This is a genomic window from Verrucomicrobiota bacterium (assembly GCA_019247695.1).
Lineage (GTDB): Bacteria > Verrucomicrobiota > Verrucomicrobiia > Chthoniobacterales > JAFAMB01 > JAFBAP01.
In genome coordinates this window covers 17,533-42,951 of sequence record JAFBAP010000156.1, presented here as the reverse complement: position 1 = coordinate 42,951, position 25,419 = coordinate 17,533, and the positions used below count along the sequence as shown (strand labels likewise).

Annotated in this window: 37 protein-coding genes; 6 read left to right on the top strand and 31 right to left on the bottom strand. The window is 60.3% G+C overall.

Features of this window, described 5'->3' with window-relative positions; all coding sequences use genetic code 11:
• Positions 1-10: 10 nt before the first annotated feature.
• The 4 genes from mqnE (at position 11) to nifS (ending at position 3,267) form a co-directional block, all read left to right on the top strand.
• Positions 11-1,117 (top strand): aminofutalosine synthase MqnE, encoded by a 1,107-nt coding sequence (gene mqnE / locus JO015_18280; GenBank protein MBW0001045.1) that lies wholly within the window; start codon positions 11-13, stop codon positions 1,115-1,117.
• A 45-nt stretch (positions 1,118-1,162) separates the two neighbouring features.
• The gene (locus JO015_18275; GenBank protein ID MBW0001044.1) at positions 1,163-1,672 is read left to right on the top strand and encodes a DUF983 domain-containing protein; all 510 of its coding nucleotides are present in this window, start codon (positions 1,163-1,165) and stop codon (positions 1,670-1,672) included.
• 74 nt (positions 1,673-1,746) lie between these two features.
• Entirely contained in the window at positions 1,747-2,097 is a 351-nt protein-coding gene (locus JO015_18270) for a lipid-A-disaccharide synthase N-terminal domain-containing protein (GenBank protein ID MBW0001043.1), read from the top strand.
• A 15-nt stretch (positions 2,098-2,112) separates the two neighbouring features.
• Complete coding sequence (gene nifS, locus JO015_18265; GenBank protein MBW0001042.1) at positions 2,113-3,267, top strand: cysteine desulfurase NifS; 1,155 nt, start codon at positions 2,113-2,115, stop codon at positions 3,265-3,267.
• Between the two features lie 425 nt (positions 3,268-3,692).
• Here nifS and JO015_18260 read toward each other — a convergent pair whose 3' ends face one another.
• From JO015_18260 to JO015_18240, 5 genes are all read right to left on the bottom strand, one after another.
• Entirely contained in the window at positions 3,693-4,232 is a 540-nt protein-coding gene (locus tag JO015_18260) for an NYN domain-containing protein (protein MBW0001041.1), read from the bottom strand.
• A gap of 1,054 nt (positions 4,233-5,286) precedes the next feature.
• On the bottom strand, positions 5,287-5,757 hold the full coding sequence (locus JO015_18255; GenBank protein MBW0001040.1) for a hypothetical protein: 471 nt from the start codon (positions 5,755-5,757) through the stop codon (positions 5,287-5,289).
• A 244-nt stretch (positions 5,758-6,001) separates the two neighbouring features.
• Positions 6,002-7,294 carry a hypothetical protein gene (locus tag JO015_18250; GenBank protein MBW0001039.1) on the bottom strand — a complete coding sequence of 431 codons (1,293 nt, stop codon included), beginning with the start codon at positions 7,292-7,294 and terminating at the stop codon, positions 6,002-6,004.
• A 68-nt stretch (positions 7,295-7,362) separates the two neighbouring features.
• Positions 7,363-8,583 carry a glycosyltransferase gene (locus JO015_18245; protein MBW0001038.1) on the bottom strand — a complete coding sequence of 407 codons (1,221 nt, stop codon included), beginning with the start codon at positions 8,581-8,583 and terminating at the stop codon, positions 7,363-7,365.
• Positions 8,580-9,068, bottom strand: coding sequence for a hypothetical protein (locus JO015_18240; protein ID MBW0001037.1), 489 nt, complete (start codon positions 9,066-9,068; stop codon positions 8,580-8,582). The genes JO015_18245 and JO015_18240 overlap by 4 nt, the downstream gene beginning before the upstream one ends.
• A gap of 291 nt (positions 9,069-9,359) precedes the next feature.
• Between JO015_18240 and JO015_18235 the strand changes: the two genes are divergently transcribed.
• Complete coding sequence (locus JO015_18235) at positions 9,360-9,764, top strand: L,D-transpeptidase family protein (GenBank protein MBW0001036.1); 405 nt, start codon at positions 9,360-9,362, stop codon at positions 9,762-9,764.
• Here JO015_18235 and JO015_18230 read toward each other — a convergent pair.
• Positions 9,748-10,281: a DUF3016 domain-containing protein gene (locus JO015_18230; GenBank protein ID MBW0001035.1), complete on the bottom strand. Its 534-nt coding sequence runs from the start codon at positions 10,279-10,281 to the stop codon at positions 9,748-9,750. The genes JO015_18235 and JO015_18230 overlap by 17 nt on opposite strands.
• Before the next feature lie 129 nt (positions 10,282-10,410).
• On the opposite strand from JO015_18230, the gene JO015_18225 reads away from it, so the two are divergent.
• A complete protein-coding gene (locus JO015_18225; GenBank protein ID MBW0001034.1) occupies positions 10,411-12,006 on the top strand; it encodes a citramalate synthase in 1,596 nt (531 codons plus the stop codon).
• Between the two features lie 449 nt (positions 12,007-12,455).
• On the opposite strand, the gene rpsD is transcribed toward JO015_18225, so the two are convergent.
• From rpsD to rplD, 25 genes are all read right to left on the bottom strand, one after another.
• Positions 12,456-13,067, bottom strand: coding sequence for a 30S ribosomal protein S4 (gene rpsD / locus JO015_18220; protein MBW0001033.1), 612 nt, complete (start codon positions 13,065-13,067; stop codon positions 12,456-12,458).
• Between the two features lie 14 nt (positions 13,068-13,081).
• On the bottom strand, positions 13,082-13,453 hold the full coding sequence (rpsK, locus tag JO015_18215; protein ID MBW0001032.1) for a 30S ribosomal protein S11: 372 nt from the start codon (positions 13,451-13,453) through the stop codon (positions 13,082-13,084).
• A 325-nt stretch (positions 13,454-13,778) separates the two neighbouring features.
• A complete protein-coding gene (gene rpsM, locus JO015_18210; GenBank protein ID MBW0001031.1) occupies positions 13,779-14,174 on the bottom strand; it encodes a 30S ribosomal protein S13 in 396 nt (131 codons plus the stop codon).
• Between the two features lie 48 nt (positions 14,175-14,222).
• Complete coding sequence (gene rpmJ, locus JO015_18205; protein MBW0001030.1) at positions 14,223-14,336, bottom strand: 50S ribosomal protein L36; 114 nt, start codon at positions 14,334-14,336, stop codon at positions 14,223-14,225.
• Between the two features lie 82 nt (positions 14,337-14,418).
• Complete coding sequence (infA, locus tag JO015_18200) at positions 14,419-14,637, bottom strand: translation initiation factor IF-1 (GenBank protein ID MBW0001029.1); 219 nt, start codon at positions 14,635-14,637, stop codon at positions 14,419-14,421.
• Positions 14,598-15,374, bottom strand: coding sequence for a type I methionyl aminopeptidase (gene map, locus JO015_18195; GenBank protein ID MBW0001028.1), 777 nt, complete (start codon positions 15,372-15,374; stop codon positions 14,598-14,600). The genes infA and map overlap by 40 nt, the downstream gene beginning before the upstream one ends.
• Positions 15,371-15,550, bottom strand: a complete 180-nt coding sequence (locus tag JO015_18190; GenBank protein ID MBW0001027.1) for a hypothetical protein — start codon at positions 15,548-15,550, stop codon at positions 15,371-15,373. The genes map and JO015_18190 overlap by 4 nt, the downstream gene beginning before the upstream one ends.
• Before the next feature lie 159 nt (positions 15,551-15,709).
• Entirely contained in the window at positions 15,710-17,215 is a 1,506-nt protein-coding gene (gene secY, locus JO015_18185; GenBank protein MBW0001026.1) for a preprotein translocase subunit SecY, read from the bottom strand.
• A gap of 13 nt (positions 17,216-17,228) precedes the next feature.
• Positions 17,229-17,675 (bottom strand): 50S ribosomal protein L15, encoded by a 447-nt coding sequence (gene rplO / locus JO015_18180; GenBank protein ID MBW0001025.1) that lies wholly within the window; start codon positions 17,673-17,675, stop codon positions 17,229-17,231.
• A gap of 79 nt (positions 17,676-17,754) precedes the next feature.
• Positions 17,755-18,279: a 30S ribosomal protein S5 gene (rpsE, locus tag JO015_18175; protein ID MBW0001024.1), complete on the bottom strand. Its 525-nt coding sequence runs from the start codon at positions 18,277-18,279 to the stop codon at positions 17,755-17,757.
• A 7-nt stretch (positions 18,280-18,286) separates the two neighbouring features.
• A complete protein-coding gene (locus tag JO015_18170; protein MBW0001023.1) occupies positions 18,287-18,643 on the bottom strand; it encodes a 50S ribosomal protein L18 in 357 nt (118 codons plus the stop codon).
• A gap of 23 nt (positions 18,644-18,666) precedes the next feature.
• Positions 18,667-19,206 (bottom strand): 50S ribosomal protein L6, encoded by a 540-nt coding sequence (gene rplF, locus JO015_18165; protein MBW0001022.1) that lies wholly within the window; start codon positions 19,204-19,206, stop codon positions 18,667-18,669.
• A gap of 15 nt (positions 19,207-19,221) precedes the next feature.
• Positions 19,222-19,617 (bottom strand): 30S ribosomal protein S8, encoded by a 396-nt coding sequence (rpsH, locus tag JO015_18160; GenBank protein ID MBW0001021.1) that lies wholly within the window; start codon positions 19,615-19,617, stop codon positions 19,222-19,224.
• A gap of 6 nt (positions 19,618-19,623) precedes the next feature.
• A complete protein-coding gene (gene rplE, locus JO015_18155; GenBank protein ID MBW0001020.1) occupies positions 19,624-20,190 on the bottom strand; it encodes a 50S ribosomal protein L5 in 567 nt (188 codons plus the stop codon).
• Between the two features lie 5 nt (positions 20,191-20,195).
• The gene (locus JO015_18150; GenBank protein ID MBW0001019.1) at positions 20,196-20,483 is read right to left on the bottom strand and encodes a 50S ribosomal protein L24; all 288 of its coding nucleotides are present in this window, start codon (positions 20,481-20,483) and stop codon (positions 20,196-20,198) included.
• A complete protein-coding gene (rplN, locus tag JO015_18145) occupies positions 20,480-20,845 on the bottom strand; it encodes a 50S ribosomal protein L14 (GenBank protein MBW0001018.1) in 366 nt (121 codons plus the stop codon). Before rplN ends, JO015_18150 begins: the two co-directional genes overlap by 4 nt.
• Before the next feature lie 17 nt (positions 20,846-20,862).
• Complete coding sequence (rpsQ, locus tag JO015_18140; protein ID MBW0001017.1) at positions 20,863-21,210, bottom strand: 30S ribosomal protein S17; 348 nt, start codon at positions 21,208-21,210, stop codon at positions 20,863-20,865.
• Positions 21,211-21,265: 55 nt separating this feature from the next.
• Entirely contained in the window at positions 21,266-21,466 is a 201-nt protein-coding gene (rpmC, locus tag JO015_18135) for a 50S ribosomal protein L29 (GenBank protein ID MBW0001016.1), read from the bottom strand.
• A gap of 23 nt (positions 21,467-21,489) precedes the next feature.
• Positions 21,490-21,912 carry a 50S ribosomal protein L16 gene (gene rplP / locus JO015_18130; GenBank protein ID MBW0001015.1) on the bottom strand — a complete coding sequence of 141 codons (423 nt, stop codon included), beginning with the start codon at positions 21,910-21,912 and terminating at the stop codon, positions 21,490-21,492.
• Between the two features lie 21 nt (positions 21,913-21,933).
• On the bottom strand, positions 21,934-22,713 hold the full coding sequence (rpsC, locus tag JO015_18125) for a 30S ribosomal protein S3 (protein ID MBW0001014.1): 780 nt from the start codon (positions 22,711-22,713) through the stop codon (positions 21,934-21,936).
• 2 nt (positions 22,714-22,715) lie between these two features.
• Entirely contained in the window at positions 22,716-23,351 is a 636-nt protein-coding gene (gene rplV / locus JO015_18120; protein ID MBW0001013.1) for a 50S ribosomal protein L22, read from the bottom strand.
• 9 nt (positions 23,352-23,360) lie between these two features.
• Positions 23,361-23,639 carry a 30S ribosomal protein S19 gene (rpsS, locus tag JO015_18115; protein MBW0001012.1) on the bottom strand — a complete coding sequence of 93 codons (279 nt, stop codon included), beginning with the start codon at positions 23,637-23,639 and terminating at the stop codon, positions 23,361-23,363.
• A gap of 3 nt (positions 23,640-23,642) precedes the next feature.
• On the bottom strand, positions 23,643-24,494 hold the full coding sequence (rplB, locus tag JO015_18110; protein ID MBW0001011.1) for a 50S ribosomal protein L2: 852 nt from the start codon (positions 24,492-24,494) through the stop codon (positions 23,643-23,645).
• Between the two features lie 15 nt (positions 24,495-24,509).
• On the bottom strand, positions 24,510-24,794 hold the full coding sequence (gene rplW, locus JO015_18105) for a 50S ribosomal protein L23 (protein ID MBW0001010.1): 285 nt from the start codon (positions 24,792-24,794) through the stop codon (positions 24,510-24,512).
• On the bottom strand, positions 24,791-25,402 hold the full coding sequence (gene rplD / locus JO015_18100; protein ID MBW0001009.1) for a 50S ribosomal protein L4: 612 nt from the start codon (positions 25,400-25,402) through the stop codon (positions 24,791-24,793). Before rplD ends, rplW begins: the two co-directional genes overlap by 4 nt.
• Positions 25,403-25,419 lie beyond the last annotated feature (17 nt).

The window sequence follows — 25,419 nt, the reverse complement described above, 5'->3', positions numbered from 1 at the left end:
CTGGTTTTACATGATCGAATCAGAAGTCGCGAATTCCATTTTGGTTCCGCAAGATCCTCTCCGGGGCGTAGCTGCCCCTCCAACCCGCCTGACGGAACGCGAAGCCTTGCTCCTTTTTGAATCGGACGATCTGGGCGCCCTTTCGGCGGTAGCAACCCGGGAACGGGACCGGCGGCAGGGTGACCGCGCGTATTACGTCGTTAACAGGCACATCAATTATTCCAATATTTGTATCTTGGAATGCGCCTTCTGCGCGTTCGGTAAACGGCGGCGGGACCCTGGCGCCTACGAACTCACCGTCGATGAAATTGCGGAGCGGGCGGCGGCGGCGCATGAACACGGCGCCTCGGAAATTCACATGGTCGGCGGCCTCCATCCTACGTGGAAATTCGATTTTTATCTGGAAATTCTCCGCGCAATCCGCGCGGCGGCGCCCCGGGCCGCCATTAAGGCGTTTACCGCGATAGAGATTCTCCACCTGGGCTGGATTGGTAAAAGGTCACTCGAAGCCACCCTCAGCGAACTCCAGAGTGCCGGGCTCGGCTGCCTGACCGGAGGAGGCGCCGAGATTTTTGCCCCGGCTGTCCGTAACCAGATCTGCCGGGGTAAGGAATCGGCCGACGAATGGCTCCACGTCCACCGCACCGCCCACCGGCACGGTATACGTTCCACCGCCACGATGCTGTTCGGGCACGTGGAATCGTATGCCGACCGGGTCGATCACCTCCGGCGTTTGCGCGATCTGCAGGATGAAACCGGCGGCTTTCTGGCATTCCTGCCGCTGCCTTTCAAGCCCGCGCACCGCTTACGGCACCTGCCTGGGCCGACCGAGTCCGAAACGCTGAAAACCATCGCCGTCGCCCGCGCGTTCCTGGATAACTTCCCGCATATTAAGGCCTATTGGATCAGTTTCGGCCTGGAACTCGCGCAAAAGGCCCTCCGCTTCGGCGCTGACGACCTCGACGGCACGATTGAGGAAGAGAGGATTTATCACATGGCAGGCGTCGACTCGCCCGTGCAGCAGAGCGCCCCCGCGCTTCGCCAGGCCATCCTGAATGCAGGGTATCGCCCGGTCCTGCGCAATGCCTTCTACGACGAACTTGAGCTGGTGGCCTGAGCCGCGTTCAGCTTGCAACTCGGTGGCTCGGGCGTAGCCTATCCGATGAGCTCGCGCGCTCACGGTTTCCCTCCGCCTCCGCCCGAGTATTCCTGGAGCCGTTTTGTCTGGATGATGGGCAATGCGCTGCGTTGGAAATGTCCGACCTGCGGCCAACGGCCTCTATTCGTGCCGTGGTACCGCGTCCGCAGCCTGCAGGATTGGTTTATGCCGCTCGACGGTTGTCCCCATTGCGGTTACCCCTTCGACCGCGAGCCCGGTTATTTTCTCCTCTCGATTTTTGCCATCAATTACGGGGTGGGCTCGCTGGTTGGGCTGAGCATTTACCTGATCCTGGATTTCTGGGTGAAGCTGCCCATCGAGTGGACGCTCCTGCTCATCGTGGTGCCCATGCCCCTTTTCAATTTCTGGTTTTCCCGGCATTCAAAGGCGCTGTTTATCGCTTTCGACCTCTTTTTTGACCCCCATCAGCGCGACGACGACGATGGCGACCAGCGCGCCGACCCGACCCGCAAGCCGCCGAATCCGCCGGTGTTTGAGCCGGTCAACCGTTGATGACCGGCTGCGGCGGTTGATGCCGCAATGCGCGGCGCCTTGCAGCGTCCCGCCATCGGTGCGATAGGCTGCTGATGAATTGGTGCGCGAGCTTCCTCGCCTTTATACAGCTGCATCCATGGAAAATCGTCGGCCTGAGCGGAAGCATTATCTTCGGCTTACGATTCTTTCTGCAGTGGATCGCGTCGGAACGGGCGCGCAAGAGCATCATCCCGGTCGGATTCTGGGAATGCAGCCTGCTCGGCAGCGTTTTGACCTTCAGCTACTTTGCCTTTTACCGGCATGACTCGGTGGGTGTTTTAATTACCGTGCTGCCGATGCCGCTCTACGCGCGCAACTTGTATTTCAAATACCGGGAACTGGCTCACCACCGGAATGAGCGGACTACCCCGGTGGAATCGGTCGAAACCATGGTGGAACGCTAAAACGGGACGGAGCGCATGATTTACTTCGACAATAACGCGACTACGAAGGTTGATCCCAAGGTGCTGGAGGCCATGTTGCCCTTTCTCCAGGAGCAATACGGTAACCCGTCGAGCGTTTACCGTCTGGGCAAGGCGGCAGGTCAGGCGGTCGCTCGTGCCCGGGCCCAAGTGGCCGGGCTGCTTGGGTGCGAACCTTCCGAAATTCTATTTACAAGTTGCGGGACCGAAAGTGACAACGCCGCAATTTCTGCGGCGCTCCTGGCCGATCCTGACCGCAAGCACCTGATCACGAGCAAAGTCGAGCATAGCGCCATCATCAAGCACGCTGAGGCGCTGGCGCGACGAGGCTATGAAATCACTTGGCTTGGCGTGGATCAGAACGGCCTGATCGACCTGCAGGAACTGGAGCGCGCCATCCGGCCCGACACGGCCCTCGTTTCATTGATGTGGGCCAATAATGAAACGGGCGTCCTTTTCCCGATTGCGGAGATTGCCGACATTTGCCGGGAAAGGCAGACGCCGCTCCATACGGATGCCGTGCAAGCTGTCGGTAAAGTTCCGATCGACCTTTCGCGGCTGCCGATTCATTTCCTGTCCCTATCCGGCCATAAATTGCACGCCCCGAAGGGTGTGGCGGCGCTTTACGTGAACCGCCGTGCGAAATTTTTCCCCTTTCTTCTCGGCGGCGGTCAGGAAGGGAAACGCCGGGGCGGAACGGAGAACACTGCGTCGATTGTGGCTTTGGGAGCGGCGGCCGAGCTCGCGGCCGAGCATCTCGGTGACGAAAACACGACGGTTCGCCGTCTGCGTGACCGTCTGGAAATGGGGCTGCTGGAAACCGTTCCGGGGATTGCGATCAACGGGCATCCTCGCCACCGGCTCCCCAACACGACGAGTTTAGCCATTTCGGGCATCGACTCTGAGACCATGCTGCTGGTGTTGGACCAGCGTGGCATCTGTTGCTCGGCCGGTTCGGCGTGCACCTCCGGTTCCCTTGAACCGTCGCACGTGCTGAAGGCAATGGGTTTCAGTACCGACCGGGCCCGGGGCAGTTTGCGATTTTCGCTCGGACGATTCAACACACCTGACGAGGTGACTCAGGCGTTGCAGATCATCCCCCGTGAGGTTGCCAAGGTGCGCGAACTCAGCAACGGCGTTTTGGCGGTCTGAGCAGCGGGCGTATACCATTCAGACAATTATCTCGGTAGAATGCCGGCCCAGGGGGGGCGCCGGCACCGGAGGATGCTCCGTAGCTGGTTGAATCGGCCTTAGGCCCAACGGGCCGGGAGACCGTCTTACGGCCTGAAGGGCCAAACGAACTTAGTCCAGGGTTTAACCTGGGTAACCGTCAAATTACGATCGAGCCCTGAAGGGTTGGCAGAACCCGCAAGCAACGCTTTCTGCCGCCCTTTCAGGGCTGGGTTGGAGGGAAATGCCTTCCCAGGGTAAACCCGGGGCTATGTTCTACCGGCCCGTTGGGCCTAAAATGTTTATACGGTTTGATAGGTTTAACGCCAGTGGGGCACCCGGGAGGGAAGACAAGTTTTACCTCCATCGCCGTCGAAATGGTATTACATGCGGCGAGGACAGCCCGATCATGGTTCGCCCGTCGTCATCGGCTCAAACGTTTCAAACAAAGGCACCAGGTTAATCACTTCATTTGCCGCGTCTTTCAGCCCCGTCCCTAGCGTCTGAGCGGCCGCGGCCACTTCTACCCGAATGCCGCGTCGCCGCAGTCGCAACGCCAGATGGGCGAAATCCGCATCTCCCGTTACCAGCACGACGACTTCGGGCCGCACCTCGACGGCGAGTTCGGCTGCATCGATCGCCATCAACACATCCACATTTGCTTTGTAATGCCTGCCGTCCCCTGGAGAGCCCTCTTTTACCAAGACGAGGAATCCGTTCGAGCGCAGCCAATGCAGGAACTTGTTCTTTTTCTCTCGTTCGACTTGCCATTCCGGCATCAGGGGCGGCAAACCGGCATAGATCACCATTTCGATTAATTCGCGTCCGCGATCAGCCTTCACCAGGTGATCACGGAGTTTTAGCCAGTCCAGTTTTCGACCGAGTGCTCGCACGGAGCTGACCACGTTGGCTTCATCCACGAAGATCAGCACTCTCAGGATTCGCATGGGCGTAGCATGCCTGTTGCGCTTTTGAAGGCGCAATCGGAAACGCAAAAACGGAAACGCCGGCCTGGCAGCCAAGTACGAGACGCGCCACACGCACGCCGCGGCGTTCAACCGCTGCCTCCCGCAGGCACCACCCGGCCGCGGCGCTTGATGGCCCAGAGCCTGTTTCGCCCCATGCCGCGCCGGTTGGGCGTCAGTGCGCCGCCCGCGCGCCGTCTCCCCGCCCCCGCTCAAGGGTGGACCTGTCCCCCTTCCCTGTGCCATTGGGGTCTGTCCCTCATGCCTGGGGGTCTGTCCCTGATGGCTCTCGTCCTCTCAAGGGCGGACCTGTCCCTAATGCCTTGTTAGCCCGGTGCTATTGGGACCTGTCCCTGTTCCCGATCATCAGGACCTGTCCCTTATGCCTTGGGGTCTGTCCCTCTTCCCCGTCATGGGTTGGGGCCTGTCCCTGATGGCTCTCGTCTGCGCTCTTGCCGGCCATTGGGACCTGTCCCTCATGGCTTTTGATTGAAAAAATGCACCTTTGTCTTGTCCCCGGAAACGGACCTGTCCCCCTTTCGACGAGCACTCAGGGGGGCGGCAGGCCGGGCGTGGCCTTCGTCCCGGAGGGACGGCTGATGTTAGGCAGGTACTTTGGTGCCTGTGCTGGGCGGGTGTTCCCCAGAGATTGCGTCCCGTCGGGACGCCGGAAGGGGCGCGCCAAGCCAAACGGGTGTCAACGGTTGGGGGGACGTTCGGGTTTTGGCGTCGATCGTCGCGCCGTGTTTGGCAGGCTCCTTGGGAGCCGGCACCCTGCGGGGCACCGTTTCAGGCGTCCCGACGGGACGTGATCCTTCTTAAATGCCCCTGACAGGCACTAAAGGACCTGCCTAAGCTCAGCCGCCCCTCCGGGACGAGAGCGCCCCCCATCCACCGGCCCTTAACTAAATACACCGGCGGGCAAACGGCCGGCAAGCGGACCCGCTGCTTGAAACCCGCGGTCGGACGCGAGCGGTCTGCACCTGCCTTGGCCGAGTCAACTCGCCACCGCCGCGGATCGATCAGTCAGTGGCGGTTAGCGATTGTAAGCTGAGCCAAGTTCCTGGATGGAAACCTTACCCTGCAGCCTGATCAGGAATTCGGTTCCGGCCGGCACGCAAAGGAAGATTCCGTCGCGATAAATGGCTTGTTTAACTTGAAGAGGATCAACTCCGTCAACCTGTTCCGTGCCGGTCAGCCCTTCTTTCTGCCCTGCGTCCATAAGGACGCCGAGTGCGCTGATCTGGTGATCACCAACGAAACAGGTCCAGCGTCCCCGCCCTAAAAATCGGGCACGTTCGGCATCGCAAAACCCATGACCCACGACCTTTGACCCGGCGGGAATGAGGATACTGCCGTTATCGCCAAGGACATCTTCTGCAACGGTTCCCGTCACCAGTACGCCCGGTTCCAGATTGCTCACGGCGTGGTCCAACCGGCAACGTAACGTCAGCGCGCGTTGTTGATCTTCCTGGTTTGTGCCTGCGTAAACCGAGAACAAGGTCATTTGTCCGGGTGCCGCCCCTACCGGTCCTGGCGTTGGGGAGGCGGTATGGACCACGGCCGGGGGAGAAGCAGACGCGGGCGCGGGCGGCACAGGGACCAGCGGCGCTGTCGAGATGCTTTTGACAAGCACGAGGAAGAACAAGCAAATCGGCCAAGGCATCAAGGCGAAGCAGCAGAAGAGAAAAGGGAAAAGAAAACCGGACACCGATCCACGCCGGCGGCGCGAATAAAGCGACAACTGCCGATCAGGAGGCAGGCGCTCCTCCTTCCGTTGAATCCGGTGGCAGCAATTCAGAGAGCGCCTGCACAATCGCACCGACTCGCTCCTTCATACCGGGAGGCAGGGCGCGGCCTTCGTGCAGGAGAACAAGGCTCAGGTTCTCGGTTCCGATGATGCTAACCGGTCTTTCGCTCAAGATCGTGATTCCCTGGCATTCAGTCCCGGTTGCCAGGCGTCCGAAGCGCCGGGCGGCGTCCACCAATCCCCCGGCCAGCCCGGCATACCCGCCCAGGGCGGGAGCCTCGCCATAGACGGTCCCATCCCGCGTCACGGCAAATGCAAGGGTTACGCGTGGAAACCGGCTGACCAAACGCAGGACCTGCGGGATGTCCAGCAGGTCGTCGGTCATAAAGATCTCCTGCAAACGCTCGAGGGCGATTCGCCGCCCGGGCTTGCCGGACAGCCCTGGGGAGGGTGGCGACGACGGCGCGGACGCCACGGGCTGAATAATCACCCCGGGCGGCGCAGGCCCGACTGAAATCTCCTTTGGAGGCGCAGGGGGCAAATCCGGCGGAGAAGGTTGCCCGGACGACGGCCGGGGACCAACGGAAGGCAGGATCGCAAACGGGTCAGACCGTTCCTCGCCCGTTTGCGCCGGTCGCGGCGTCCGGGCTTGCGGCCTTGCTACGGTAACCGGGATGGAAGGAGCCTGCGATTCCGGTGCGGCGCCGGCCGGGGGTGGAACAGGTTTTTCACGGATCAATGGAAAACCAGGTGGCGCAAGTGAAGAAGCACCGGTACCGGGAGGTCTTTCGTCCAAGCCGGCCTTTTCCGCCGCGGCCGTGGTCTCTAACTTGAAGAAGCCTTCATCCTCGCGAGCGACCTGGGCGATCGGGGTGTCGAAGTCCGGTCCCACAGGACGCAGGGTTCCCTCATTGGATTGCTGCAGGTAAGGATGAATCTGCAGCACCACCGTTTTGAGCGAGATCGGCAGCTGCAGATCGTCCGGGACGCCCGGAGGCACCAACGGCCCGGCAACCCGCCGGAGGACGCCCGCCTGGATGGTCACCCTTCCGCTCATCAGGCCTTCCGTATCGCCCAGCTTCACCTCAACTTTGCGGCCTGGGCATTGGTCCCAGGCCAGCGCGGGTACCAACGCTTCGTCGGAAACGAAATCCGCCTCGGTAAGAGCGATCAATCGCTCGTCCAGGTTAAGCGAGCCAGGCGGAGTCACCGCCGGCGATGGAGTCGCGCCTGGTTCACCGGAGTCCTCTCTTTTGAGATTTCGGAAGAGATAATTGCCAAACTTGGGCGGCATAACGTTCTGGATCCTTGGTGAGGCGCAGTGTACCGGCTTAGGCGTAAAAGAAACAAGGCAAATCCATGTTATGAATTTGTGTCGACGTGGCTTGCGGTCATTCCGGCACCGGTCCGGTAACGCCGCCCTTTCCAGGTGACTCCCCTGCCTGAGGTGCAACGGTAACTGTTAACCGCGATCAGCAGCCCCAGGGCGTACCCGATCGGGTGCCACAGGACGCTCCAGAGCGAACTCCGGTACAGCCGGGCTGCGGCCGTCCGCAGGCCGTAAATCAAGGCCCATTGAACGAACAGCGCCGGGCTGCGCCACCAGCAGACGACGACAAACGGCCAGACGAAGAGCAGCGCCTGACTCGCAATCGCGATCAGGAAAAGCAATTCGTCACCTTCAAATAGCGGGTGCAGATTCTTGGTAAATCCCTCCCACATCTCCGGGAACGAGTTATACATGCGACACCGCACCAGGTGGGTGCCGTTGGCGCTTACCAGTCTAAAACCGTTTTCTGTTCTCGTGGTGATCTCGCGCGCCAGGGCGACATCCTCAACCAGGTGGCCGGCGACCGCCCGGTGACCGCCAAAAGCGAAATAACCTTCGCGCCGGAAGAGGAGAAACTGGCCGCTGGCGGCCCCGAGGCTGCGCAACTGCGCCGGCCCGAGGAGGCGGGCAACGGCAGGGTACCGTTGGGCAAACGCGAGCAGCCAATGCGGCAAGACGGCCGCAGCAGCGATGAATTGCAAAGGAATTACCAGAATCTCCGACCAGGTGCGGGTGATCTGAAAAGGCCACAAACTCAGCAGGTCGGCGCGGGTATCCTCCGCGTGGGCGACGGCCGTTGAGACGCAGGACCGGCCATGAATCGTGTCCGCGTCGGTGAAGAGCAGGAATTCACCCCGCGCGACTTCCGCAAGTTGCTGGCATGCCCACGCTTTGCCGGTCCATCCCGGCGGAAGCGGCAGGCCGGTCCGGAGGCGTTTGCGGGCGCCGGCTTCAGCCGAAAACCCCAGGGATTGAGCGATCCTGGCCGTGGCGTCGTCAGATTGATCATCAAGGACGATGATTTCCAGATTTGGATAATCCTGGCCGGTCAAGGACCGGAGGCAGGGCTCGATCCGGTGTTCCTCATTGCGCGCAGGGACGAGGACGGAAACGAGCGGGCACCCGGCCGGATTAGCAAGACGAGCACGCGGCTTGAGCCGGCACACAAACCGCAAATTAGCGGTGAAATTCGCAAGCAGGCCCAGCAAAACCGCATCCGAGCAGAGGCAAATGGCATTCAGCAACCAACTCACGGCCGGGAAGGCGTTCCAAAGGTTTGAAGCACTTGAATCATGACGTCACGCGTAAAGCCGAATCCATCGGCCCAGTCGCTAATACGCGGGCCGGCCACGTTCAGGATAACGATCGAGTGACGAAGGATAAAGGCCAGGGCGGCGGTCACGGCGGCAGAATGGCTGGTAACGCTGGCGTCGATGGGCAGAAACGGTTTCCGGTAATCGAGGCAGGCGCGAAGGGTGTCGGCGGTTCCTCCCTGGATGTCCTGCCAATAAAGGAGGATGGTGCCGTCTGCCTGCGCGACGTTCAGGATGGTGCGGGCCAGGTTGCCGCCGCGTTCAACGGGACGTAGATGGGCGGCGTACCGCTCCGGGATGGGGCCATGTTCGTCACAGCGGCTTTCAGGACAGAATCCGCCGGCGTGGATGCCCTGGAGCAGCGCCGCCTCGAGGGCGCCCTGGTCGACCCCGGTCTGACCGCCGCTAATGATGGTGATGGTCATAGTCGTGATACGTACTGGTGATTGAAGGGGCTCCATTGCAGCCTTGACAGACGCAGCTGCGTTCAGCGAATAGGTCACACCGTTTGCTGACGACGCGTTTGGAGAAGGACGGGCTTGTCCCGGACGAGAGACATCCTTTATTCCCGAACGCATTTTCGGCGAACGTCAGGCGCAATGAATAACTTGGTTCGAGGTGGTCTACTCCTCTTAGTGGCTTTGTTAGCAGGCTGTACTTCCTTTCAGGAGGTAATGTACGACTTCCACGGGTTACCACGTGGGAAAGTCGCGATCGTGATCGATTTAAACGAGCAACGTGCCGATTTGTACTCCGGGCGGGAGCTGATGCTGACTGCGCCGGTTTCGACCGGCCGGGAAGGTCACGACACGGTTCCGGGCAAGTACAGGGTGATAGAGAAGGATGCCGATCACCGGTCGAGCGTCTATGGCGCTTACGTGGCCAATGGCTACGTAGTACGGCCCGACGTCGATGTCCGCAAAGATCCGCGCCCGCCTGGCGCTCAATTCGTGGGCGCGCCCATGCCGTACTTCCTGCGTATTTACGGGGGCGTTGGCATGCACGCCGGCTACCTTCCGGGTTACCCGGCGTCCCATGGTTGTATCCGCATGCCGGCAGGTGCAGCGCGCCGTTTCTATGACGCTGCGCGGGTCGGGACCCCCGTTACCGTGCGCCGTTGACCGCCACGCCTCGGATCAACCGGCCGAGCCAACGCTGCAGGGCGTTGGTTTCGTAATAAGCCGGATTGGTATTTAACTCCGTACGGGTACCCATGTCAAAGTACTGGTAGTAGGCCTCGTACACGCGGGCGGCACCACTCGCCAGAACCGCTCCACGCAGGCTGGTCAAGGTATATTGGAAGTCGAGGCGAAGCGGCGTGGAATCGCGGTAGAATCGAATGTATAAAAAGTGTGGCCCGCGCCATGGCTCGTACCTTCCAGCGAGATCTATGTCGGTGAACGTGAGGGTGAGGCGTGCCCCCGGCAGGCGACGTTCCAGTTCACGGGAAAGCGGAGGCGAGACATAATAAGAAAAGATCCGCACGCTCTCGGACTCCGGGCGTCCCTGCATGCGGAAATCCGTGAAACGCTCCGGGCGGATATAATTGAGCTTGAGGTTGGGCGGAGCAGGCAGCGCGGCCGGGGCGTTGCAGGCCAGACCGAAGATTGTTGTGAGGAGAAACGCGAGCTTTTTCATCTGGTTACCCGGGCCATGCCGTGGCCTTTCCGGCGTACGCAGCACAGCGCCCGGTCAGGTACACGGGCGCACTCGGCTGCGGCTTGCCCCTTGCATTCTTGCCGTATGTGAGTTAGCGGAACAGTCCTTATGAATCCGACGACGGTCTTCTTGTATGACACCACTTTGCGCGATGGCACGCAGGGTGAAGGTATTTCCTTCAGTGTTCATGACAAGATTCGGATTGCACAAAAGCTTGATGCCTTCGGTATTGAATACATTGAAGGCGGCTGGCCCGGCTCTAACCCCAAGGATATCGAATTTTTCAGGGAAGCCGTCCGGCATCGGTGGCATCACGCCAAGATCTGCGCTTTTGGCAGCACCTGCCGCGCGAACATCGATCCTGCAGCCGACGCACAGATCCGGATGCTGCTGGACGCGCAAACGCCGGTGGTGACGATCGTCGGCAAGAGCTGGCGGCTGCACGTCGAACAGATCATCGGGGTCGACGCGCAGGAAAATGAACGCATGATTCGCGATTCAGTCTGCTACCTTAAGGCGCAGGGCCGGGAGGTCATTTTCGACGCGGAACATTTTTTTGACGGCTACAAAGACAATCCGGAAGACGCTCTGGGGTCGCTCCGGGCGGCCGCGGAAGGCGGTGCGGACGTCCTGGTGCTTTGCGACACCAATGGAGGTTCTCTGCCGCAAGAAGTTGGCGAAATCACGGGACGCGTCTGCCAGGAACTGAGCGTGCCGGTCGGGATCCACACCCATAACGACTGCGAATTGGCCGTAGCCAACGCGCTGGCGGCGATCCGGGCCGGAGCGGTGCAAGTCCAGGGGACGGTGAATGGCTACGGTGAGCGTACCGGAAATTGCAACCTGACGAGCCTGATTCCGAATCTGCAGCTGAAACTTGGTCTTGAGGTCGTTCCGGACCTGACCCGTTTACGCGATCTTTCGATGTTCGTGGATGAACTGGCCAATTGCCCGCACAACATCCGTGCGCCGTTCGTCGGTCAAACGGCGTTCACCCACAAAGGCGGCCTGCACGTGCATGCGGTCCAGAAGATGGCCCGGAGCTACGAGCACATCGAGCCGGCTTTGGTGGGTAATCATCAGCACATCGTGGTTTCCGAGTTGTCCGGCCAGAGCAACGTCATCGCCAAAGCACGCGAAATGGGATTCTCCTTTGAGAAGGGTTCGCCGCAAGTCGGCGCCATTCTCCGGGAGGTGAAACGCCTGGAGCACCTTGGGTACGAGTTTGAGGCAGCGGAGGCGTCTTTTGAGTTGCTGATCCGGCGGGTGCTCGAGTCGCCTGCGCCTCTTTGGGAATTGCTTGAATATCACTGCACGTACATCCGGTCGGTCCGGAACCGTTACGAAACGTGCGAGGCCACCGTGAAACTTCGTGCGAATCGGGAGGACATCTACACGGTCGCCGAAGGCGACGGGCCGGTGAATGCCCTGGATGCCGCGCTGCGCAAAGCCCTGATCCCGGTCTACCCGACGATCGAGCAGGTTACGCTTGATGACTACAAAGTCCGGATCATCGGTACCCATCAAGGGACCAGTTCGAGAACGCGGGTTTTGATCGATTCGACCGATCGCCACGATACCTGGTGCACGGTCGGCGTTTCGGATAACATCATTGAGGCCAGCTGGCTGGCACTGTGCGACAGCTACGAGTACCGGCTGAGGAAAGAAGACGGAGCAGACGATCCAAAGATTAACACAGATTAAAGGATTCCGGTCCGGTCACACGGCACCGCCGCGGCGGAAGCAGAGACAAACTTCCGCCGCGTATTCTCAATGATGGCCGTGGGGGTAAAACGGTCCAGGCCCAACGGGCCCCTTCCCCGATCGAGCCCTGAAGGGACGGCAGAAACCGTGAGCAACGCACTCTGCCGCCCCTTCAGGGCTCGATCGGGATTTGACGGTTTCCCAGGGTAAACCCTGGGCTAAGATCCTCCGCCCCTTTGGGGCTGAAACCCGGTCGAAATTCCACCAAGTTAACTATCGAAATTGGTGTAAGACCCGTTCAACAAGGTACGGAGCATCATCCGGCGCCGGCATCGCCTGAGCCGGCATTCTACAGAGATAACCGTCTGAATGGTATTAACCTGCCTAATGCCGCAGATAGGGGCTTCCTATTTGTGGCATTATTCCGATTGTGGCACTCGTGGCGTTTCTTAACGCGAGTACAGCTCGACCACGAGTTGCTCGTTCACGATCGGTGCGATCTCATCGCGGCTGGGAATCCGGACGACCTTGCCCTGGAACTGATCCTTGTCGAGCACGAGCCAATCCGGAACCATATGGATCTGGGTCAACTCCAGGTTGCGTGTGGCCAAGCGCCGGGATGATGGGCGATCCTTTACGGTAATCAAGTCCCCGGCCCGCAGATTATAGGAGGAGACGTTAACCTTCCGATTATTGACCAGCACGTGCCCATGGGACACTAACTGGCGGGCGGCGCTGCGTGAATTGGCGAAGCCGAGGCGGAACACCACATTGTCGAGACGGGTCTCGAGCATCTGGAGTAACGTCTCGCCCGTGATGCCGCGTTTACGCAGCGCGGTCTCGAAATAGCGGCGAAACTGCCGCTCCATGAGCCCATACTGGAAGCGAAGCTTTTGCTTTTCGCCCAGCGCCGTGGCGTAGTCGGACAATTTCCGGCGGGCGCCCTTGGGGCCGTGCATGCCCGGAGGATAATTCTTGCGCTCGAGCGCCTTGCTGGGGCCGAACAGCGGGACGCCGTAACGGCGGCTGATCTTCGATTTAGGACCTGTGTAACGAGCCATTTAAAATCTCCTGCTCAGACGCGGCGCTGTTTAGGCGGACGGCAACCGTTGTGCGGAACCGGGGTGACGTCGCGGATCACCGAGATATCCAGACCGATGGCCTGGATTGCCCGGACAGCAGACTCGCGGCCGGCGCCGGGCCCTTTGACCAGCACCTCAACTTCCTTCAAACCGTGCCCCATGGCCTGCCGGCATGCATCCTGCGCGACCAACTGGGCGGCGTAGGCGGTGCTTTTGCGGGATCCTTTAAATCCCACTTTTCCGGCGCTCGACCAGCCGATCACGTTACCCTTAAGGTCCGTAATCGAAACGATGGTGTTGTTGAAGGTTGCCAGGACGTGAGCGATGCCGGTACCGACATTCTTGCTGCCTTTGGCCTTGATGATTTTCGGCCGCTCGGCTTCGGTTCCCTCAAGCGTGAGGCCGGGCTTGCCGCCGTCACCGGCGGTTTCCTTCCTGGCTTTCCCTTTAGGTGCTCGCGCAGCCGGCCTTGCCGGATCAGCGGGTGCGGCCGGGGCCGCAGACGCCGCAGGGGCGGCCGGAGCTGCCGGTGCTGCCGTAGCTGCCGGTGCTGCCGTCGGGGCGGTGGGTGCCGGGTTCGGGTTATTGGTGCCCGTTGCGGCGGGAGCGGCGGGGGCAGCGCCCGGGTTGTTGGGCTTCCGGTCTTCCGGCGCGGGATTTGGCGTCTGATCTGCCATACAATGTCAGTACTTAAACTTTTCCAGCTTTTGCGTCCTTGTTTCGCTGTACGCCCACGGTCTTACGCGGGCCTTTCCGGGTACGCGCATTGGTCGAGGTGCGCTGGCCGCGCACGGGCAACCCGCGCATGTGGCGTATTCCGCGATAGCAGCGGATACCCTGGAGGCGCTTGAGGTTACTCTGAATCTCGCGCCGCAGATCACCCTCGATCATAAGGCCGCTTGCGTTGATCGCGTGGACGATGTCGCTCAACTGTTCGGGGGTTAAATTCTTAGCGCGGATGTTGGGATCGATATTCGCTTGTTCGAGGATCTTCTTCGCCGTTTTCGGGCCGATGCCGTAAACGTACGGCAACGACGCTTCGATCCGTTTATCTCCGGGTATCTCAACACCTAATAATCGAGGCATATTCTGTGGCTCCGGCCAGCGGCGGCAAGGTCAGGCGACCCTGGCCTTTTAGCCTTGTCGTTGTTTGTGCCGTGGGTTTTTGCAAACCACGCGCACGACGTTTTTCCGTTTGATGATCCTGCAGCTCTCACACAGCCGCTTCACTGAGGGTCGTACTTTCATGGGTAATCGTCCCGATCGGGGGACAAAAAAACGCAGCCTGCAGAGGGTTTTCCTCCGAGGAGCGCTTAAACCATCTTTCGCCTTACTTTTGCCGGAAGGTTATTCGGCCTTTCGTCAAGTCGTAAGGCGACATCTGTACCATAACTTTGTCGCCAGGCAAGATCCGAATGAAGTGCAGGCGCATTTTTCCGGAAATATGCGCCAGGATCCGATGCCCGTTCGGCAACTCGACCCGGAACATCGTGTTCGGCAACAATTCGATTACCCTGCCTTCAACTTCGATGACGTCTTTTCGCGCCATGTCAGGATCTCGGGTTCACCTCTCGTGACCAGGACAGTATGTTCAAAGTGCGCAGAGGGCAAACGATCTGCTGTGACCACCGTCCACTCGTCCGAGAGCACGCGGACATCGGGTTTTCCGAGATTGACCATGGGTTCAATGGCCAACGTCATGCCGGCTTTCAGCTTCGCAGTTGTGCCCGGCGCGCGGTAATTTGGGATTTGGGGTTCCTCGTGCAGCTTGCGCCCGACGCCGTGCCCGACAAATTCTCGGACCACACTGAAGCCGTTCGTCTCCACTTCCCGCTGGATGGCGCCGCAGAGTTCACTCAGGCGACGGCCCTCGCGGGCCTTCTCGATGCCTTTATACAAGGCACTTTCGGTCACCTCGAGCAGCCGCTGCACGTCCTCTGCGATCATGCCGATCGGGATGGTGGCGGCCGTATCCCCGACAAAACCGTCGAGGATAACGCCGATATCCAGCTTAACGATGTCGCCGTACTGGATTTTACGGCTGCCTCCGATTCCGTGCACCACCTCATCATTGATCGAGATGCAGATGTTGCCTGGGAACCGTTTGTAACCTAAGAACGCGCTTCGACAACCGGCGTCGCTCATCAGACGTGCCGCCAGCTGGTCGACTTCCCGGGTGGTAATGCCGGGCGCCAACACTTTGGATACTTCTTCGAGGATTTGACTCGCGATGCGGCATGAAGCCCGCATCTTTTCGATTTCGAGCGCTGTCTTGATCGGGATCATGTCGCCATTGCTTCGCCGATTTCTTTAAATACGGCGTCGACGCTACGATCGCCGTTCATGCGGTGCAGTAAAGAGCGGTTATCGTAGTACCTGGCCGCATGCGAGGTTTTTTCCTGATATTCCACGAGCCGCTTCCGCAGAACATCCGCACGGTCATTTTCCCGAAGTTCCAGCACGCCGCCGCAGTTCGGGCAGGGGTCGGATTTGGAACACGCACGAGGCTGCCGGGAGACCGAGCTTCTGCCGGATCAACTCGGCCAGGGTCGCTTTCCCGGAAGCGGGCGGACCTCACAGCACGACTCTCCTTTTCACCCTGCGCTTTTGCTTGACTAAGGCTAACGCTGGTTGACGAAGATCGAGATCGCCACCCCGGCAACCGCAAGCACCGCAAACGCGACCCACATCCAGAGGAGCGCCCGTTCCTTGACTACGGCGCCGGCGCCGCCGACGGCGCGCTCAAAGCGGCCGCGGAGCCGTCCCTTGCGCAGAAAGCCGTCGTAATGGCGTTGGATCAGGTGCGTTTCCACCTGGCGCATCGTGTCAAGCAGGACGCCGACGATGATGAGGAGGCTGGTGCCGCCGAAGAACCGTGCCGTCATCCTGGGTACACCGCACCAGGTAATCAACGTCTCCGGGATCACGGCGATGACGGTCAGAAAAAGGGCGCCGGCAAAGGTCAACCGCGTAAGCGTGTACTCGAGAAAATCGGCGGTCGGTTTGCCCGGGCGACATCCGGGGATGTAACCGTTGTACTTTTTCAGGTCATCCGCGATCTGGGTCGGCTGGAACTGGATCGCGACCCAGAAATAGCTGAAAAAGAAGATCAGGACGGCCGTGATCAGGTAATGCATCCAGCCGACGGCGAGGGCATTGGACAGTGTCACGGCCCATTCCTGGTTCCGGAACATCATGCTCAGGACCGTGGACGGAAAGAGCAGGATGGCCTGGGCGAAGATGATCGGCATAACCCCGACCGCATTGACCTTAAGGGGGAGGTATTGAGTCTGGCCTCCATAGACCTTGCGGCCGACGACGCGTTTTGCGTACTGAATGCTGATCCTGCGCTGGCCCTGGGTGAGAGCGATGACCCCGGCGATAACGAGCACCAGGAACAACAGCATCAACACAAGCACGATCGGGCTCACCCGGCTGGGCGAACCGCCGGCGGGAACGAACGTATTCCAGACTTGCACGAGCGCCCCCGGCAGGGACGCGACGATGCCGACGGTGATGATCATCGAGGTACCGTTGCCGATGCCGCGGTCGGTGATCTGGTCACCCAGCCACATCAGGAACATCGTCCCGGCGCTCAGGGTGATCACCGCGACGAGCCGGAAACCCCAGCCCGGGCTGGTCACCAGCGGTCCGAGGCGAGCGGTTACGGACCCGATGCCTTGCAGGAAGGGATTGGAACCCGGATTCTCCATTGAGACGGCCAGCAGGTAACCCTGAAAGATGCAAAGTCCGAGCGTCAGGTACCGCGTGTACTGCATGATCTTCTGCCGTCCGCCGGCCTCTTCGCGCGCCATTTTGTTGAGGCGCGGAATGACGGCCGTCAGCAGCTGCATCATGATCGAGGCACTGATGTACGGCATGATGCCGAGCGAAAAGATCGCGCAGTGCTCCAGGGCGCCGCCGGCAAAGATGTTGAACAGCGCGGCAACACCTCCCGAGCTGGCCTTCGACATTTCTGACTGGAACCACTCGTTGAGGACGTGCGCGTTGACCCCCGGGATGGTGATGGCGGCGCCGGCCCGGACGATCACCAGCAGACCGATCGTGAACAGGATCCGCTGCCGCAGTTCCGGGATTTTGAAGATGTTGGTGAAAGCCGAGATCATGAGGCTGGATCGCTCAAGGCAGGGACACGACCGAGCCCCCCGCCGCTTCGATTTGCTGGCGGGCTGTGGCGCTGAACTTATGCGCCTCGACGGTTAAGCTTTTGGTGAGTTTGCCTCGGCCGAGGATTTTGATCCCGTCGAACCGGCCGTTGATCAGGCCCCGTTCTTTTAACAACTCGCGATTGACGCGGACCCCCGAGTCGAACTGCTCCAGGTCATCGACGTTGACGATCGCGTAAACGGTTTTGAAGGCGTCACGGTTGAAGCCACGCTTCGGGAGACGGCGGATCAGGGGCATCTGACCGCCTTCAAAACCGAGGCGGATGCTGCCGCCGGAACGGGCCTTCTGGCCTTTGTGACCCCGTCCGCTGGTTTTGCCGTGTCCGGAGCTTTCGCCGCAGCCAACGCGTTTTCTGCGATGCTTGGCGCCGGGTCGTGGTTTTAGATTATGTAGCCGCATAACGAAAAGAACGTGGTCCTTTCAAGCACGGGCCGGCTGCCGTTCGCGGCAGGTCCCTGAGCGCCGTGCTTATCGCCGGTCAGACCGTCCCGGCTTTACCTCTCAACTTGAAAACTTCATCCCGGTGACGCAGGGAACGCAGCGCCTCGATCGTTGCCTTGACCACGTTGGCGTGGTTGTTGGACCCGAGAGACTTGGCGAGCACATCCTTAATCCCGGCAGCTTCCACCACCGCACGCACGCCGCCTCCGGCGATCACGCCGGTACCGGGTGATGCCGGCCGGAGCAGGACGCGTCCACCGCCGAATTCGCCGATGACTTCGTGCGGGATGGTGTTCTCCTGCACGGCCACCGTGATCATCGATTTACGAGCCGATTCCGACGCCTTGCGAATGGCCTCGGCAACCTCGTTAGCTTTGCCGAACCCAAATCCAACGCGGCCTTTGTGGTCGCCGGCGACGATGAGTGCGCTGAAGCTGAAACGGCGGCCGCCCTTCACCACTTTCGCGCACCGATTAATGAAAACCACCTTTTCCGTCGTGTCGCCTTTCTGGCCGCCACGGTCCGAAGTGTCGCTTCGGCGGTTTCTAACGTCAGTTGCCATATTATTTTTAAAAATCCAAACCTGCCGCCCGCGCGGCGTCCGCCAGGGCCTTGACCTTACCGTGGTAGGTAAACCCGCCACGGTCGAAGACCACCGCCTTGACGTTTTTCACCAGGCTCCGCTCAGCGACGAGCGTACCTATTTTTTGCGCCATCTCAACGTTGGCGTTGGCCCGGCGATCACCGCGGACACCCGCTTCCGTCGTTGCCGCCGCGGCCAGCGTCCTGCCGGCCACGTCATCGATCACCTGCGCGTAGATGTGCCGGCCGGAGAAGTGCACGCATAAACGCGGACGCGCCAGGGAACCGCTTACCTTTTTTCGGATCCGGCGGTGACGAAGTCTGATTCGATCAATTACAGCCATGCTCTCGTGTACCCCCGCCTTCGTTATTGTACAGTTTTACCTTCTTTACGCAGGATCTGTTCGCCCGCATAGCGAATACCTTTACCCTTGTAAGGTTCAGGCGGATAGAACGCCCGTATATCGGCCGCGACCTGGCCCACCATTTGTTTGTCGATTCCCTCGATCAACAACTTGGTATTTTCCTGTACGGTGATCTTGATCCCCTCAGGAATCGGGAACAGAATCGGGTGCGAAAAGCCGAGGCTCATCGTCAGGTTGGCGCCCTGAACCTGGGCACGGAAACCGACGCCGTGAATTTCCAGGCTCTTCTGAAAACCCTGGCTCACCCCGGCGACCATGTTATTGATCAAGCTGCGGGAAAGCCCATGCAGGGCTTTGACGCTGCGGGTCTCGGCCGAGCGGCTCAGAGACGCCTCTTTACCGTCGACCTTCAGTGAGATTTGCTGCGGCAAGCTCCACTGGAGGCGGCCTTTCGGCCCTTCCACCGTCACGTCCCCGGCCTCGGAAACGGCCAGCTTTACTTTATCCGGGATTTGAATGCTCTTTCTACCAATCCGAGACATTTTTGATTCTTTCTCCTACCAGACGACGGCCAGCAACTCCCCGCCGACGTGTTCTCTTTTTGCCTCGCGACCGGTCATGACGCCGCGGGAGGTGGACAAGATCGAGATGCCCATCCCGCCCAGCACCCGCGGGACATCCTCTGAGCCGACGTATTTCCTCAGCCCGGGACGGCTGACCCGCTTGAGGCCGGTCAACGCCGGTGTACGATTGATGAACTTCAACGTCACCTTGATCTGCGGCCGGCCGGTCCGTTCGACTTCATAGCCGACAATAAACCCTTCCTGCTTCAGGATGCGGCTGATGTCCTCCTTTATCCGGGAATACGGGACCGTCACGTCGTGCCGGTTAGCACGCGCGGCGTTGCGCAGGCGGGTTAAATAATCCGCAATCGGATCTGAAAGTGTACTCATGATTCTTTATGCTCGCCCCGGCAGTTTGCGATCGCTGAACGGGACGCCCAGTTCGATCAGCAACGCTTTGGCCTCGTCGTTGGTGCGCGCGGTGGTCACGATCGTGATGTCAAAACCCACCGGGCGTTTGATCCTGTCGAGTTCAACTTCCGGGAAGATCGACTGATCGTGGACACCCAGCGTGTAATTACCTTTGCCGTCAAAGGCCTTCGGTGAGATGCCCCGGAAATCACGGATGCGCGGGAGCGCCATCTTTATGAGGCGCTCGAGGAATTCATACATACGGTCGCCGCGCAGGGTCACCTTGGCCCCGATGGCCTGGCCCTTCCGCAATTTGAAATTGGAGATGCTTTTTTTGGCCGTGGTCTCCGCCGGGCGCTGGCCGGTGATGAGGGCGAGGTCGGCCTTGGCGTCATCAAGCGCCTGTTTGGCGTCGGCCGCGTGGGTACCCATGCACGTGTTCACGACCACTTTCTGGACCCGTGGAACCTGCAACAGGTTTTTATACCCGAGCTTCTCGCGCAGTGCCGGGACGACCCGTTCCTTGTAGTCTCGGTAAAGTTCAGCCTGCATAGCTATTATTCTCCGCCGCCCTCGCGCCGGTCCTGGTTCTTCTTGGGAGGCTTTTCCGCCGGTTGGAGCAGCTTGACGTTGGAAATGTGAATCGGCCCCTCGCGTGTAAGGATTGCGCCGGTAGGATATTCCTGAGACTTGCGCTGAGTTTTCTTGATCATGCGCACCCCCTCGACCAATACCTGCTGTTTTTTGGTCAGGACCTGCAGGATTTTGCCGGTCGCACCCTTGTGGTTGCCGGAGATCACCTGGACCTGGTCGCCCTTTTTGACGTGGAAACGTTGGCGGTTCATAGCACCTCCGGGGCGAGTGAGATGATCTTCATGAAGTTCTTCTCGCGCAGTTCACGAGCGACCGGCCCGAAGATACGGGTGCCCCTCGGATTCAGGTCCTTGTCGATGATGACGATCGCGTTGTTGTCGAAACGCAAATAGGAACCGTCGTCGCGCCGGACGGGATGCTTGGTCCGTACGACCACCGCGCGGACGACATCCCCCTTCTTCACGCTGCCGTTCGCCGCGGCTTCCTTGACGTTGCAAGTGATGACGTCACCGATCGAGGCGTAGAGCGTCGGTTTGCCGATTACACCGATCATGGTGGCCATCCGCGCGCCGGTGTTATCGGCGACGTCTAATCTGGAACGAATTTGAATCATGGTATGCCGAACCCTCCTCAGTGCTTGAGGACCTCGATCAGCCGCCAGCGTTTAAGCCGGCTGAGCGGTCGAGTCTCTTCGATGCGCACCAAGTCTCCGATTGCACACTGGTTCTGCTCATCGTGCGCGTAGAATTTCTTGGTTCGCTTGATAATTTTTCCGAATCTCGGGTGCGGCACTCGACGGACGACGGCGACGACGATGGTTTTGTCCATTTTGTTGGACACAACCTCGCCGACGCGAATCTTCCGAAGATGCCGCTTCGGAGCTTCAGACTGCTGCGACGCGTCGGCGGCAGCCGCGGGTGCGGCGGCCGGTTGCGTGGCCGTGGCAGTACCTTCAGGATGGACAGTCTCTTCAGCCATTAAGTTTAGGAATTAGTCGGGTAGACGCCGGCTCACAACGGCGTCAAAATTCAGTTTAGGCGGGGGCTTGGCGTTTTCGCTCGGTCAGGATCGTCTCGATGCGAGCAACCTCGCGGCGGTTTTCGCGGAGCACGGTTGGTTTCTCCAGGGCCCCGGTCTGCTGTTGCAGACGCAAGTTGAAGGTTTCGCGCCGCAATTCCTGACGCCGGGCAATCAGCTCGTCGTTGCTCAGCTCGCGAAGTTCTTTGATTTTCATGGAAGCGACCTCGATTGACCTTGTCAGGTGGCGGACTGGTGCCGGGTCAGGAAGCGCGTCCGCACCGGCAGCTTAGTGGCGGCCAGGCGGAGCGATTCGCGGGCGATCGATTCAGGCACACCGTCGAGTTCAAAAAGGATGTTGCCGGGCCGGACCGTTGCCACCCAGAACTCCGGATTACCTTTACCCTTACCCATCCGGGTTTCAGGGGGGCGCTTGGTGACGGACTTATCCGGGAAGATTTTGATCCAGAGCTTCCCTTTACGCTTCATGTTGCGGGTAAGCGCCACGCGGGCGGCCTCGATCTGCGTGTTCGTGATCCAGGCGCGATCGAGGGTCTGCAAGGCGTACTCGCCAAAGGCGATTGAAATGTTGCGAGTGGCGGTACCGGCGCGGCTGCCCCGCTGGGTCTTGCGGTACTTCACTCTTTTGGGCATCAGGGGCATGGCAAATAGTCTCCTAAATCATCAGGTGGCTGCGGCCGGATTGGCCGGGGTCGGGGCTGCGCCCGGGCCGGGGCCCGGTGCCTGGCGGCGTTCGCCGCGTCCATCCCGGTCACGGTCCCGATCACGATCACGGCGGTCGCGGCCCTCTCGGCCCTCGCGCGGCTCGCGTTCCGGCTGGACGGCCGGCTTGCACATCCAGCATTTGACCCCGATTTTGCCGTACACGGTCTTGGCTTCCGCAAACCCGTAATCGATCGGCGTACGAAGCGTGTGGAGCGGGACTTTACCTTCACGGTACCACTCGGCCCGTGAAATCTCAGCGCCGCCCAACCGCCCGGAACACCGGATGCGGATGCCGAGCGCTCCAAAGTCGCGGGCGGTCTGCACCGCTTTCTTCATTGCGCGGCGGAACGAAATCCGGCGCTCGATCTGCAGCGCGACGTTTTCGGCGACCAACTGGGCGTCGAGCTCCGGCGTTTTGATCTCCTGGATGTCGATCTTGACCTGTTTACCACCCGACATGCGGGTGATCTCCTCAGTCATTTTCTCGATCTCGGAGCCTTTCCGGCCGATCACGATTCCGGGACGGGCCGTGAAGATCGTGACGCGGATACTGTTCCAGGCTCGCTCGATCAGGACCTTCGAGACCGCCGCGAGCGCCAACTTCTGCTTCACGAAGGTGCGGATCCGAAGATCGGTGTGGAGGAACTCGGGAAATTCCTTGGCGGAAGCAAACCAGCGCGAACGCCAGTCTCGGTTAACTGCTAGACGAAACCCGATCGGGTTAACTTTTTGACCCATATTTACTTGGCCTCCTCGGCTCCGGGGTTGGAGGTGGGGGTGGGGGTGGAATCGGCCGGGCCTCCGCTGACGGCGGCGGGAGGTGACGCCTCTTCGGCGGCGGCGGGAGTCACCTCGGGAGACGTCGCCGGCGAGGCGGGCTCAGCCGGTTCCTCCGGGGGAGGTGCGGGCTGCTCGTTTTGCGGGACCGCGGCGGCGGTGGCGGCCGGCCGCCCGTTCTGCCGAGCGGCGGCCGACGCCGGGCGGCGGGCCCGGTGACCGCTGCGGGCGGCCCGTTTGGCGGCTCGTTCGCTCGCCTGGGCGGCGAGTTCGTCGGTCAGCACGATCCGGATATGACTCGTCCGCTTGCGGATCGGGCTGGCTCCGCCCCGGGCGCGCGGGCGAAAACGTTTGAACGTCGGCCCTTCGCCGACGACGGCCTCTTTGACGAGCAGGTTGTCCACCCGCAAATCAGCGTTGTTCTCCGCGTTGGCGATCGCGCTCTTCAGCGTTTTCCTGACCAGGAGCGCGGCCTTTTTCGGGCTGAAAGCGAGCACGTCGAGCGCGTCGGACGCCGAGCGGCCCTGGATTTCACGCGTGACCTCCCGTGCTTTGAACGCGGAGATCCGGGCGAAACGGTAAGTGGAGGTAACCTGCATGCGTGCTCCTTACTTGGTGACCTTCGCCGTATGGGCACCGTGTTTCTTGAACGTACGGGTCAGCGAAAATTCACCCAGCTTGTGACCCACCATGTTCTCGGTGACAAAAACGGAATTGAAGATCTTGCCGTTGTGAACCAGAAAGGTATGGCCCACAAAATCCGGCGTAATCATCGAGCGCCGCGACCAGGTTTTGATGGGCCGTTTCGGGCCGCCCTGGTTTATCTTTTCGATCTTTTCAATGAGCTTGGGCTCGACGAAAGGACCTTTTTTCAATGACCTACCCATAGCTTATTTCCTTTTGCTCTTGCTCTTGCGCCGCTCGACGATAAACGCATCGCTCGGCTTGTGTTTACGACGGGTTTTGAAGCCTTTGGCCAGTTGTCCCCACGGGCTGACCGGGTGATGGCGACCGCCGCCGCCCTTGCTTTTACCCTGTCCGCCGCCCATCGGGTGGTCGACCGGGTTCATGACCATGCCGCGTACGTGCGGGCGCCGTCCCAGCCACCGGGTCCGGCCGGCTTTACCGCTGGACACGTTCATGTGGTCGGTGTTGCCGACCTGGCCGATCGTCGCATAGGAATTTTCGTGAATGCGACGAATCTCGCCGGAGGGCATGCGCACGAGGGCGTACCCGTCTTCGCGGTTGTTCAGGATCGCCTGCTGTCCGGCGCTGCGGGCAATCTGGCCGCCGCGGCCCGGGGTAAGCTCGATGTTGTGAATGACGGATCCCAGGGGAATGGATTTCAGAGGAAGCGCGTTGCCCAACTCAGGCGCCACGTTGTCGCCCGCGATGACCTTGGCCCCGACTTGCAGCCCGTTGGGGGCAAGAATGTAAGCCTTTTCGCCGCTCACGTAATTCAACAAGGCAATGCGGGCCGAACGGTTCGGATCGTATTCGATCGCCACGACGGTGGCCTCCACCCCCCGCAGTTTGCGCTTGAAATCGATGATGCGGTATTTGCGTTTATGCCCGCCGCCGATGTGGCGGGAAGTCACCCGGCCGTGGTTGTTCCGGCCCCCGGTTCGCTTCAGCGGTTCCACCAGCGACTTTTCGGGATAATCCTTGGTGATCTCCGAAAAATCGGGCGTCTGCTTGAAACGCTGCGCTGGCGTGAGCGGCCTGTAAGTCTTGAGTGCCATTACCTGTTATCTCCGTTAAACGAGGTCGATCTTTTCACCCTCCGCCAGCGTGACGATCGCCTTTTTCCAATGGGCACGACGGCCGAACCCGGCCCGGCGGTCGCGCTTTTTCTTGCCGGCGTATTGGGCGGTATTGACCCGGACAACCTTTTTCCCAAACAGTTTCTCGATCGCGTTTTTGATCTCGAACTTGTTTGCCCGCGTCGCCACGCGGAAGACGTACTGGTTGTACTTCTCGCCTAAGCGGGTGGCCTTTTCAGTCAGCCGGATCGTTTGAATTATTTGGGTCGGCTCGTTCATGATGACGCTCTTTCCGCCAACTTGGCCAGGGCCTCGTTGGTAACGATAATCTTTTGGTAACGGAGCAATTGCTCCGTGTTAACGTCAGCCGCACTCTGGAGTTGGATAAATTGGACGTTGCGGGCAGCCAGGAAGGTGTTTTGGTCGAAACGGGTGTGCACCAGCAGCACCTTGCGTGCATCGGTGTGCGAGCGAAGCAACGCCAGGAACTCCTTCGTCTTCGGCGCAGAGACTTTAAAGTCGTCTGTAACGAGAACATCGCCCGCCACGATCCGGGCGCTGAGCGCCTTGCGAAACGCCAGACGTTTCACCCCTTTGGTTACCTTCTTGGAATAGTCGCGCGGTTTTGGGCCGAACGCGACGCCGCCGCCGGTCCAGATCGGGGAGGAGGTGTACCCGGCGCGGGCGCGCCCGGTACCCTTTTGACGCCAGGGCTTCTTTCCTGAGTAGGCAACCTCGGCCTTGGTTTTGGTATTGGCGGTACCGCTGCGGCGGTTTGCCTGCATGGCTACCACCACGTCGTGAACGGCCTGGGTTCCCTTGGCATTCTCAATTACCGCGATGTTCGCCTGTTTCGCCGCTTCAACCGTTAGCACTGTGGCGCTCATGTCTCGTTGCTTCCTTT

Excerpts from the sequence above, each read along its gene's own strand:
- JO015_18230 (MBW0001035.1), bottom strand. The coding sequence starts at position 10,281 with ATGAAAAAGCTCGCGTTTCTCCTCACAACAATCTTCGGTCTGGCCTGC.
- JO015_18260 (MBW0001041.1), bottom strand. The coding sequence starts at position 4,232 with ATGCGAATCCTGAGAGTGCTGATCTTCGTGGATGAAGCCAACGTGGTC.
- rpmC (MBW0001016.1), bottom strand. The coding sequence starts at position 21,466 with ATGAAAATCAAAGAACTTCGCGAGCTGAGCAACGACGAGCTGATTGCC.
- rpsE (MBW0001024.1), bottom strand. The coding sequence starts at position 18,279 with ATGGCAACTGACGTTAGAAACCGCCGAAGCGACACTTCGGACCGTGGC.
- rplE (MBW0001020.1), bottom strand. The coding sequence starts at position 20,190 with ATGCAGGCTGAACTTTACCGAGACTACAAGGAACGGGTCGTCCCGGCA.
- JO015_18255 (MBW0001040.1), bottom strand. The coding sequence starts at position 5,757 with ATGACCTTGTTCTCGGTTTACGCAGGCACAAACCAGGAAGATCAACAA.
- rpsM (MBW0001031.1), bottom strand. The coding sequence starts at position 14,174 with ATGCCTCGATTATTAGGTGTTGAGATACCCGGAGATAAACGGATCGAA.
- secY (MBW0001026.1), bottom strand. The coding sequence starts at position 17,215 with ATGATCTCGGCTTTCACCAACATCTTCAAAATCCCGGAACTGCGGCAG.
- rplF (MBW0001022.1), bottom strand. The coding sequence starts at position 19,206 with ATGTCTCGGATTGGTAGAAAGAGCATTCAAATCCCGGATAAAGTAAAG.
- map (MBW0001028.1), bottom strand. The coding sequence starts at position 15,374 with ATGATCCCGATCAAGACAGCGCTCGAAATCGAAAAGATGCGGGCTTCA.
- rplN (MBW0001018.1), bottom strand. The coding sequence starts at position 20,845 with ATGATTCAAATTCGTTCCAGATTAGACGTCGCCGATAACACCGGCGCG.
- rplB (MBW0001011.1), bottom strand. The coding sequence starts at position 24,494 with ATGGCACTCAAGACTTACAGGCCGCTCACGCCAGCGCAGCGTTTCAAG.
- JO015_18225 (MBW0001034.1), top strand. The coding sequence starts at position 10,411 with ATGAATCCGACGACGGTCTTCTTGTATGACACCACTTTGCGCGATGGC.
- JO015_18270 (MBW0001043.1), top strand. The coding sequence starts at position 1,747 with ATGAATTGGTGCGCGAGCTTCCTCGCCTTTATACAGCTGCATCCATGG.
- rplW (MBW0001010.1), bottom strand. The coding sequence starts at position 24,794 with ATGAACGAGCCGACCCAAATAATTCAAACGATCCGGCTGACTGAAAAG.
- rpsS (MBW0001012.1), bottom strand. The coding sequence starts at position 23,639 with ATGGGTAGGTCATTGAAAAAAGGTCCTTTCGTCGAGCCCAAGCTCATT.
- rplD (MBW0001009.1), bottom strand. The coding sequence starts at position 25,402 with ATGAGCGCCACAGTGCTAACGGTTGAAGCGGCGAAACAGGCGAACATC.
- JO015_18170 (MBW0001023.1), bottom strand. The coding sequence starts at position 18,643 with ATGGCTGTAATTGATCGAATCAGACTTCGTCACCGCCGGATCCGAAAA.
- JO015_18240 (MBW0001037.1), bottom strand. The coding sequence starts at position 9,068 with ATGACCATCACCATCATTAGCGGCGGTCAGACCGGGGTCGACCAGGGC.
- rplP (MBW0001015.1), bottom strand. The coding sequence starts at position 21,912 with ATGCCCCTGATGCCCAAAAGAGTGAAGTACCGCAAGACCCAGCGGGGC.
- nifS (MBW0001042.1), top strand. The coding sequence starts at position 2,113 with ATGATTTACTTCGACAATAACGCGACTACGAAGGTTGATCCCAAGGTG.
- JO015_18275 (MBW0001044.1), top strand. The coding sequence starts at position 1,163 with ATGAGCTCGCGCGCTCACGGTTTCCCTCCGCCTCCGCCCGAGTATTCC.
- JO015_18250 (MBW0001039.1), bottom strand. The coding sequence starts at position 7,294 with ATGCCGCCCAAGTTTGGCAATTATCTCTTCCGAAATCTCAAAAGAGAG.
- rplO (MBW0001025.1), bottom strand. The coding sequence starts at position 17,675 with ATGCGGCTACATAATCTAAAACCACGACCCGGCGCCAAGCATCGCAGA.
- rpsH (MBW0001021.1), bottom strand. The coding sequence starts at position 19,617 with ATGAGTACACTTTCAGATCCGATTGCGGATTATTTAACCCGCCTGCGC.
- JO015_18150 (MBW0001019.1), bottom strand. The coding sequence starts at position 20,483 with ATGAACCGCCAACGTTTCCACGTCAAAAAGGGCGACCAGGTCCAGGTG.
- rpsD (MBW0001033.1), bottom strand. The coding sequence starts at position 13,067 with ATGGCTCGTTACACAGGTCCTAAATCGAAGATCAGCCGCCGTTACGGC.
- rpsC (MBW0001014.1), bottom strand. The coding sequence starts at position 22,713 with ATGGGTCAAAAAGTTAACCCGATCGGGTTTCGTCTAGCAGTTAACCGA.
- rplV (MBW0001013.1), bottom strand. The coding sequence starts at position 23,351 with ATGCAGGTTACCTCCACTTACCGTTTCGCCCGGATCTCCGCGTTCAAA.
- rpsQ (MBW0001017.1), bottom strand. The coding sequence starts at position 21,210 with ATGGCTGAAGAGACTGTCCATCCTGAAGGTACTGCCACGGCCACGCAA.
- infA (MBW0001029.1), bottom strand. The coding sequence starts at position 14,637 with ATGGCGCGAAAAGACGTCATCGAAGTTGAAGGCAGGGTAATCGAATTG.
- mqnE (MBW0001045.1), top strand. The coding sequence starts at position 11 with ATGATCGAATCAGAAGTCGCGAATTCCATTTTGGTTCCGCAAGATCCT.
- rpmJ (MBW0001030.1), bottom strand. The coding sequence starts at position 14,336 with ATGAAAGTACGACCCTCAGTGAAGCGGCTGTGTGAGAGCTGCAGGATC.